8 protein-coding genes are annotated in these 7942 nt (G+C 63.4%); 4 read left to right on the top strand and 4 right to left on the bottom strand.

All coding sequences use genetic code 11. The features are described from left to right. Positions 1-150 precede the first annotated feature (150 nt). From ACW9IB_RS28915 to ACW9IB_RS28905, 3 genes are read left to right on the top strand one after another with little or no spacing between them, the layout of a single operon-like run. On the top strand, positions 151-615 hold the full coding sequence (locus tag ACW9IB_RS28915; RefSeq protein WP_457367055.1) for a multidrug transporter: 465 nt from the start codon (positions 151-153) through the stop codon (positions 613-615). Positions 616-629: 14 nt separating this feature from the next. Beyond that, positions 630-1442: an SDR family oxidoreductase gene (locus ACW9IB_RS28910; RefSeq protein ID WP_457416721.1), complete on the top strand. Its 813-nt coding sequence runs from the start codon at positions 630-632 to the stop codon at positions 1440-1442. After that, complete coding sequence (locus tag ACW9IB_RS28905; protein WP_457416719.1) at positions 1442-1843, top strand: DUF4440 domain-containing protein; 402 nt, start codon at positions 1442-1444, stop codon at positions 1841-1843. The genes ACW9IB_RS28910 and ACW9IB_RS28905 overlap by 1 nt, the downstream gene beginning before the upstream one ends. Before the next feature lie 117 nt (positions 1844-1960). Here the strand turns inward: ACW9IB_RS28905 and ACW9IB_RS28900 are convergent, their stop codons facing one another. From ACW9IB_RS28900 to ACW9IB_RS28885, 4 genes are read right to left on the bottom strand one after another with little or no spacing between them, the layout of a single operon-like run. After that, on the bottom strand, positions 1961-2821 hold the full coding sequence (locus tag ACW9IB_RS28900) for an efflux RND transporter periplasmic adaptor subunit (RefSeq protein WP_457416717.1): 861 nt from the start codon (positions 2819-2821) through the stop codon (positions 1961-1963). A 10-nt stretch (positions 2822-2831) separates the two neighbouring features. Beyond that, positions 2832-3032 (bottom strand): DUF1656 domain-containing protein, encoded by a 201-nt coding sequence (locus ACW9IB_RS28895; RefSeq protein WP_457416715.1) that lies wholly within the window; start codon positions 3030-3032, stop codon positions 2832-2834. Continuing rightward, positions 3022-5199 carry an FUSC family protein gene (locus ACW9IB_RS28890; RefSeq protein ID WP_457416713.1) on the bottom strand — a complete coding sequence of 726 codons (2178 nt, stop codon included), beginning with the start codon at positions 5197-5199 and terminating at the stop codon, positions 3022-3024. The genes ACW9IB_RS28895 and ACW9IB_RS28890 overlap by 11 nt, the downstream gene beginning before the upstream one ends. Positions 5200-5209: 10 nt before the next feature. Beyond that, entirely contained in the window at positions 5210-6721 is a 1512-nt protein-coding gene (locus ACW9IB_RS28885; RefSeq protein ID WP_457416711.1) for an efflux transporter outer membrane subunit, read from the bottom strand. A gap of 181 nt (positions 6722-6902) precedes the next feature. Here ACW9IB_RS28885 and ACW9IB_RS28880 point away from each other — a divergent pair, with 181 nt between their 5' ends. Then, positions 6903-7871, top strand: a complete 969-nt coding sequence (locus ACW9IB_RS28880) for a LysR family transcriptional regulator (protein WP_457367049.1) — start codon at positions 6903-6905, stop codon at positions 7869-7871. Positions 7872-7942 lie beyond the last annotated feature (71 nt).

Raw genomic sequence — 7942 nt, 5'->3', positions numbered from 1 at the left:
ACAGTTGACCGAGTACATCCTTTGGAATGCGGTTAACTGTGGGAGCTGGCTTGCCTGCGATGGGGCCCGACGAGTCAACACTTATCTCAAGCTGACCAATCCCACCCAAGCTTGAGTTAGGATGCTCGTTCCCAACTCGAGGTGGCCTCCATGTTCTTCGGCGTTCTCCTGATCATCACCTGGCTGATCCTGCTGCTGCGCTACCCGGCCAGGGCATTGCCGGTGTCGCTGGCCGCCGCCGTGGGCCTGGGCTTCGTGGCGGTCTGGGTGGTGTGGCTGGATAACCGTGAAGCCTCTCAACTGGCGCGCCTGGAACTGCGCATCAGCTATGCCCCCGAAGACTGCCCCGCCGACCGCCCGCTGAAACTGACCCTGAACAACGGCAACGACGTGCCTCTCACCGAACTGCGCTGGCGCGTCGCCGCCTATGCGCCGGGCGACACGGTCAACCTCGCCGACAATGTCTACGCCGCCCCGCGCTACCGCGGCCCCGGCGAGCTGCAGGCCGGCGCTACCTGGGATGACTGCCTGCCCGCGCCCCCGCTGCGCCCCGGTTATCGCCCGCAAACCCTGGAATTTCGTGCCGAACACCTGCAAGGCAGTTTCTCGGACTGACAAAGGATTGATCCATGCCTAATGTGCTTATCACCGGCTGCTCCAGCGGCATTGGCCGCGCCCTCGCGGATGCCTTCAAGACGGCCGGCTATCACGTGCTGACCAGCGCCCGCCGCGAAGCGGATGTGATCGCCCTCAACGACGCCGGTTTCCACGCCGTGCTGCTGGATGTGAACGACAGCGCCGCGCTGCAAACCCTGGCCGCTCACATCGACGAACTGGACGTGCTGATCAACAACGCCGGCTACGGCGCCATGGGCCCGTTGCTCGACGGCGGCACCGAGGCGATGCAGCGCCAATTCGAAACCAATGTATTTTCCCTCGTCGGCGTGACCCAGGCGCTGTTCCCCGCCCTGCGCCGCAGCAAAGGGCTGGTGGTGAATATCGGCAGTGTTTCCGGCGTATTGGTCACGCCGTTCGCCGGCGCCTACTGCGCCTCGAAAGCCGCCGTGCACGTCTTGAGCGACGCGCTGCGCATGGAACTGGCGCCGTTTGGCGTGCGGGTCATGGAAGTGCAGCCCGGCGCGATTAACACGAGCTTCGCGAAAAACGCCGGCGCCCAGGCCGAATTGCTGATCAACGAACAATCACCCTGGTGGCCGTTGCGCGACGGCATCCGCGCACGCAGCCAGGCCTCCCAGGACAAACCGACCCCGGCAGCGGTATTTGCCGCCGAGGTGCTCAAGGCCGTCCAACAATCCACCCCACCACGCCTGCTGCGCGCGGGCAATGGCAGCCGGGCGTTGCCGCTGATGGCGGCGCTGTTGCCCAAAGGTTTATTGGAACGCGTCTTGAAGAAGCGCTTTGGCTTGGAACGGAGTTTGTAATGATCGACTACAGCGACTTTTTTGAAGAAGTGATCCAGACCCACGTCGAGATCGAGCAATGGTTCGCCGGCGTTGCGCCGCAAGGCACATTGGAAAACCTGCTCGCACGCTTCTCCCCTGACTTCAGCATGGTTGCCCCTGCGACCGGGACGCGCGTGAATGCAGCCGGGGTCAATGCCCTGTTCACGCGCCTGGGTGGCATGCGCCCGGGGTTGAAGATCACCTTGAGTGAAATGGCCGGGATTGACCTGCACGCGCGCGGTGCAACGGTGACTTACCGCGAGCATCAGGTGGATGACAGCGGCACGCAGACCGATCGCCGCGCCACGGTGGTATTCGAGAAGCAGACCAGCGGTGCGCTTTTATGGCGCCATCTGCATGAGACCTTCATCAAGGCATAACGCGGTCAAATGTGGGAGCGGGCTTGCTCGCGAATGCGGTGTGTCAGTCAGCTCATATGCAACTGATCGACCGCATTCGCGAGCAAGCCAGCTCCCACACAAATCGGTGCCCACCCGCTAGTTTTGTGATGGCTTGACGATAACGGTGCAGGTGATACCGGCCGCCAACAACACGCCCTCCGGCACTTCATCAATGCGAATCCGCACCGGTACGCGCTGGGCCAACCGCACCCAGTTGAAAGTCGGGTTCACATCGGCCACCAGCTCGCGGCTCTCGGGGTTGTCGCGGTCGTAGATGCCCCGCGAGATACTTTCCACATGGCCCTTCAAGGTCTCGCCGCTCATCAGCTGCATGTCCGCTTTATCGCCCACCTTCACATGGGGCAACTTGGTTTCTTCAAAGAAGCCATACACCCAGAACGAGTTCATATCCACCACGGCCATCTTGGCTTCGCCGATACGGGCATAGTCACCGCGATGCACATTCAGGTTGGTGACATAACCGTCCACCGCCGCCACCACTTGGGTGCGCTTGAGGTTCAACTCAGCCGCTTCCAGTTGCGCCAGCGCGTGCTGGTAATCGGCCAGGGCCGAGTCGGCGATGTTGCTGGCGTCGTCGCGGTTTTCCCTGGAGATCACCAGGGCGTCGAGGTCGGCACGGCGATGGGCGTTGACCTTGCGCATTTCCCAGGTGGCTTTGCGTGAAGCCACCAGTGACTGGGCTTGCTTGACCGCGATGCGGTAATGCTCGGGGTCGATCTGCATCAGCAGGTCGCCCTTCTTGACCAACTGGTTATCGCGCACCGGCACGTCCACCACCTCACCGGTGACGTCGGCGGCGACGTTGATGATGTCGGCGCGCACGCGGCCATCGCGGGTCCACGGGGTATCCATGTAGTGCACCCACAGCGTACGGCCAATCCAGATCGCCAACGCCAGGACCAGCAAGGTGGCGAGCAGGCTGAAAAACTTTTTCATCGCGGCATTCTCAACGGTAGACGGTCAGCGCCAGCGCGCCGAACAGACAAACGAACAGGCTCAGGCGCAACAGCGCCGGGTGCCAGAAAAAACGGTACAGGTCGTACCCGGCCAGGCAACGGTCCAGCGCCCAGGCAAGCCCGGCTGCGATCAGAAACATCAGGGTCATGGTCGGCATGTACACGCCGTGGAAGGCGATTTCACGGGGCATGCGGGGCTCCTTTGAGGGCCGCCAGTGGCGATTGCGGGTCGAGCAACGAGGTGCGGATAAAGTGCAGGTAGCTCTTCACCCGGCGCAGGGCCGAGGTGTCGAAGTGTGGGGCGAAGGGTTCGTCGGTGGCCTGTACGCGGCTGATCGCGTGGTCCACGGCAATCAGGCCGCGCTCCAGGTTGCTCGCGCTGGGTTGCAGGAACAACCGCACCAGCGAGCGGCCCATCGCGCGGATCGCCTGGCGCCACGGCTGGGACTCTGCATACGCCGGATGCACCGGCAGCATCGCCTGTTCCTTGCGCAACTCGATGATTGCGTGACCGACTTCCAGCACCACGAACATCCAGCACAGCAGGTCGCGTTGCACCTGCGGCTGGCCGACCGCCAGGCCATAAGCCTGGTGCAACAGGTCGCGGGTGCGGCTTTCGAAGCTTGACGCCAGGCCCTTGAGCCTGCCGCTGATCGCATACACCACCTGCTCACGCAGGTCCTGCTCCAACCGGCGCCACAGCCAGCGGCTGTTCGGCGGCAGGATGATCGCTCCCGCCGCCGCGCATACCAGCATGCCGAGGACCATGGCGATGTAGTCATTGATGAAGGTGTAAGGGTTGTAGACCGTGAGGTTGTCAGGCACCGAGCCGGTGCTGAAAAAAATCAGCAAGCCGATGCCCACGCCCGCGTATTGCGGACGCGACGCCAGGAACGCACCGAAGATGATCACCGGCGCAAGCATCACACACAGCAGCGGGAAGCCATCGATCCAGGGGAACACGAAGAACATTTCGACAAAGCCCACCAGCGCCCCGATCAACGTGCCGCAGGCCATCTGGAAGGCCATGCGTTTCGGGTTGGGCGTGGCGGCGGAAAGCCCTACAGTCGCGGCGGCGATCAGGGTCATGGTAGCGCCGCTGGGCCAGGCCGTGGCCACCCAATAACTGCCGAGCACAACAAGAATGAATGACGCGCGAATGCCCGACGCAGCGCAGGCCAGCCAGTTGGTCTTGGGGATAAAGGTTTCGTCCCACCGCTCGCGTTCGTGGCTATGATCGGCCAGTGATGCGTGGGTTTGCGCGTAGTTGTGCAAGTCGTCGACAAAGCGGTAAAGCAGCTCGTAAGCGGTGTGGAAATCCAACTGCTCGGCTTCGCTGGGGTCGCCTTCCTGGAAGGTCGCGCGCAAGGCACGGACCTTGGCGGGCAGGCCGTCTTTGTAGGTGGTGAGCTGCGCCACCAGCCTTGCAGCATCGGGACTGGTGAGGGCCCGCCCAGAGAAACCATCGAGCCGTTCGGCCAGGTCCTGCAGGCCAGGCTTGATCGCGGCGACGACGTGGTCCGCCGCATCGGCTCGCAGGCGTTCGAGCAACTGGTGCAAGGCATTGAAGCGTGTGGTGATGCTCATGAATTCGCTGTTCAAGCGGCTGAGCCGGCCATTGCGCCGACGCATGTGCGGGTCTTCGAACACCGTGACGCTGCGCAGCCCTTCCAGGCCCACGGCTTCAGCGATGAAGCGCACGTTGCTGGCCTCGAAACCCTCGCGCTGACTGCGGCCACGCAGTCCGTCGGTGACGAACAGCGCGAACACGCCAAAACGCTGGTACAGCGCGTTGCGCATCGCGGCGCTGGAGGTTTGCGGCAGGATCGCGGCGCTGACCAGCGTGGCGCACAGAATCCCCAGGGAAATTTCCAGCACGCGCCACACCGCCGCCATAAAGGCACCGTCCGGATGGGCCAGCGCCGGCAAGCCGACCATTGCCGCCGTGTAGCCTGCCAGCACAAAACCATAGGCGCGGAAGTTGCGGTTGCGCGTGGCGCCAGCCGTGCAGAGCCCCACCCAGATCGCCAACGCGCCGAGGAACAGCTCGGTGTTCTGCGCAAACAAGGCGATCAACAACACCATCACTGTCGACCCTGCCAGGGTGCCGAGGAAGCGATAGAAGCTCTTGGCGAACACCTGTCCGCTCTGGGGTTGCATCACGATAAACACGGTGATCATCGCCGTGCGTGGTTGCGGCAACTCCAGGCGCATGGCCAGCCACAGAGTGAGAAACGCGGCGATCAGCACTTTGAAGATATACACCCAGGTCACGCCGTCACTGCGGGCCCAGTCGAAAAAACCGCGGCGCCACTCAAGGGCGTGCAGCCAGCGCAGCGGTGCAGACAAGCGAGTCATCGAAACCTGCTCAGTGATCAAACACGGCCAGCGCCGCCGGGGTCTTGCTCGGGAGGGTCTTGGCAGGCCGCGGGACATCGTCGCCAGCACCCAGGCCGCCGCCCAGGGCAGTGACCAGTTCGGCATGGGCACTCAGGCGCGCGGCTTGTACGTGCTGCTCGATCTGTTGCTGATGAAACAGCAAGGTCTGGGCGTTGAGCACGTTGAGGTAATCGGTCAGGCCACGCTGATAGGCGATCATCGCGATGTCGTAGGTTTTCTGCGCCGAGGCCACTGATTGCGCGGCGAAGGCGGCTTGCTTGTCCATGGATTCGCGGCGGATCAACTGGTCGCTGATGCCCTTGAGCGCATTGATCAAAGTCTGGTTGTACTTGGCCACGGCAATGTCATAACCCGCGCTGGCTTCGCCAAGCTCGGCGCGCAGGCGGCCACCGTCGAAGATCGGCAAGGTGATCGCCGGGCCGACGTTGTAGTTGAATTTCCTGCCGGCCAGAAACTCCAGCATGCCGCCGCCGGTGGCCATGTAGCCGAGGCTGCCCGCCAGGTCGACGTTGGGGTAGAAGCCGGCGTGGGCTACGTCGACGCCGCGGGCCTGGGCCGCGATCTGCCAGCGGCGGGCGACCACGTCCGGGCGCTGGCCGAGCAATTGCGCGGGCAGGCTCGACGGCAATTTTATGGGGGCGGCCAGGGCCAGTGTCGGGCGCTGCAACTGCGCGCCCTCTCCCGGACCTTTGCCGGCCAATGCCGCCAACTGGTTGCGACTCAGGGCGATGGCTTCGTCGAGGGCGTCCAGTTGGCGATGGGTTTCCGGCAGCGGCGTTTCGGCCTGGCTGACGTCGAAGTGGGTGCCGATCCCGGCGTTCAGGCGTTTGTTGGCCAGGTCCAGAATCTGCTGTTGCTGGACCAGGGTCGCGGCAACGATGTCGCGATTGGCGTAGTGCAACGACAGCTGGATATAGGCGCGCACCACGTTGTTCTGCAGTTCGAGCCGGGCCTGGCGCGCTTCGGCAACGCTCATGTGCGCCAGGTCGACGGCGCGCTCGGTGGTGTTACTTTCGCGGCCCCACAGATCCAGCGCGTAGCTCAGGCCCAGGGACGCATTGTTGTCCCAGGTGTTGGCACCGCTCAGCTCGCCGGGGCCGTAGAACTGATCCTTCGGCCAGTTGTGGCGCTTGAGACTGGTTTCGCCGTTGATCTGCAACGACTCGGCGGACTCCGCCACCCCGGCCATGGCCTGCGCTTCACGTACTCGTGCGGCGGCCATGGCCAGGCTCGGGCTGTTTTGCGTGGCGAGTTCGACCCAGCGGTTCAGTTGCGGGTCGCCGTAGGCTTGCCACCATTGCGCGGTGGGCCAGCGGGCATCACGGGCGGCGCTCTGGATCGCTTCGTCGGTGGCGAGGGTATTGGCGCTGAGGGCCTGGCCTTGGGGGGCGATTCCTCCGGTTCCGATGCAGCCGCTGATTGCTGACAATAAGGCCAAAACACTGAGAGTCTTTAGCTCTCTGCTGATGCGAAGCGGCACGGCACGCGTATTCCTGAGAGGTGGAGCGGGAAAGGTGGCGCAATTCTAGGTGGCGGCAGGGAGGACGATAAGCTGGCATTCCTGTGAATCTTTGTTACCGTTCAGGCGATAATCCGTTGGTAGGGATCACTGGACGGCGTAACTTTCTGTCACAATTTGTTATCTCCCCTGAGAACACTCCATGGACACTTTGCAAAACATGCGCGCCTTCAGTTGCGTGGCCGAAGCCGGCAGTTTCACCGCCGCCGCCGTGCAACTGGACACCACCACCGCCAACGTCTCGCGCGCGGTCTCCAACCTCGAGGCCCACCTGCAAACCCGCCTGCTCAACCGTACCACCCGACGCATCGCGCTGACCGAAGCCGGCAAACGCTATTTGCTGCGCTGCGAACAGATCCTGGCCTACGTCGAAGAAGCCGAGGCCGAAGCCAGCGACGCCCATGCCCGACCCGCCGGGCAGTTGAAAGTGCACACCATGACCGGTATCGGCCAGCATTTCGTTATCGACGCCATCGCCCGCTACCGCCGTACCCACCCGGACGTGACCTTCGACCTGACCCTGGCCAACCGCGTGCCCGACCTGCTGGATGAGGGCTACGATGTGTCCATCGTGCTGGCCAGCGAACTGCCGGACTCGGGTTTCGTGTCCCAGCGCCTGGGCATCACCTACAGCATCGCCTGTGCCTCACCGGACTACGTCAAGGCCAAGGGCTGCGCGCAACGCCCGCAGGACTTGCTCAACCACGCCTGCCTGCGCTTGGTCAGCCCGGTGATCCAGTTGGACAAGTGGACCTTCAACGGCCCTGAAGGCCAGGAAAGCGTGGCCATCAACACCTCGCCGTTCCTGGTGAACTCCGCCGATGCGATGAAAACCGCGATCACCAGCGGCATGGGCGTCGGCCTGTTGCCGGTGTATGCGGCCATCGAAGGCCTGCGCAACGGCACGCTGGTGCGGGTGATGCCGACCTACCGTTCCCAGGAGCTGAACCTGTACGCCATCTACCCCTCGCGCCAATACCTGGATGCGAAGATCAAGACCTGGGTGGAATACCTGCGCGGTTCGCTGCCGGAAATCCTCGCGGCGCACCAGGCGGAGTTGGCAGCGTATGAACTGAGCGGAAGCGTCGGCGGCGTGCGTCTGGCGAACTGATTCCTGCCAGACAACCGAGATCAACTGTGGGAGCTGGCTTGCCTGCGATAGCGGTGTATCAGGCAAACCGC

The organism is Pseudomonas sp. SDO524_S393, from assembly GCF_054071875.1.
The sequence above is the reverse complement of the archived record's forward strand: the minus strand, read 5'-3'. Positions and strand labels throughout refer to the sequence as shown.

Bases quoted from the DNA above. Each gene is read 5' to 3' on its own strand.
- ACW9IB_RS28910 (WP_457416721.1), top strand. From the start codon at position 630: ATGCCTAATGTGCTTATCACCGGCTGCTCCAGCGGCATTGGCCGCGCC.
- ACW9IB_RS28905 (WP_457416719.1), top strand. From the start codon at position 1,442: ATGATCGACTACAGCGACTTTTTTGAAGAAGTGATCCAGACCCACGTC.
- ACW9IB_RS28915 (WP_457367055.1), top strand. From the start codon at position 151: ATGTTCTTCGGCGTTCTCCTGATCATCACCTGGCTGATCCTGCTGCTG.
- ACW9IB_RS28890 (WP_457416713.1), bottom strand. From the start codon at position 5,199: ATGACTCGCTTGTCTGCACCGCTGCGCTGGCTGCACGCCCTTGAGTGG.
- ACW9IB_RS28895 (WP_457416715.1), bottom strand. From the start codon at position 3,032: ATGCCCCGTGAAATCGCCTTCCACGGCGTGTACATGCCGACCATGACC.
- ACW9IB_RS28880 (WP_457367049.1), top strand. From the start codon at position 6,903: ATGGACACTTTGCAAAACATGCGCGCCTTCAGTTGCGTGGCCGAAGCC.
- ACW9IB_RS28900 (WP_457416717.1), bottom strand. From the start codon at position 2,821: ATGAAAAAGTTTTTCAGCCTGCTCGCCACCTTGCTGGTCCTGGCGTTG.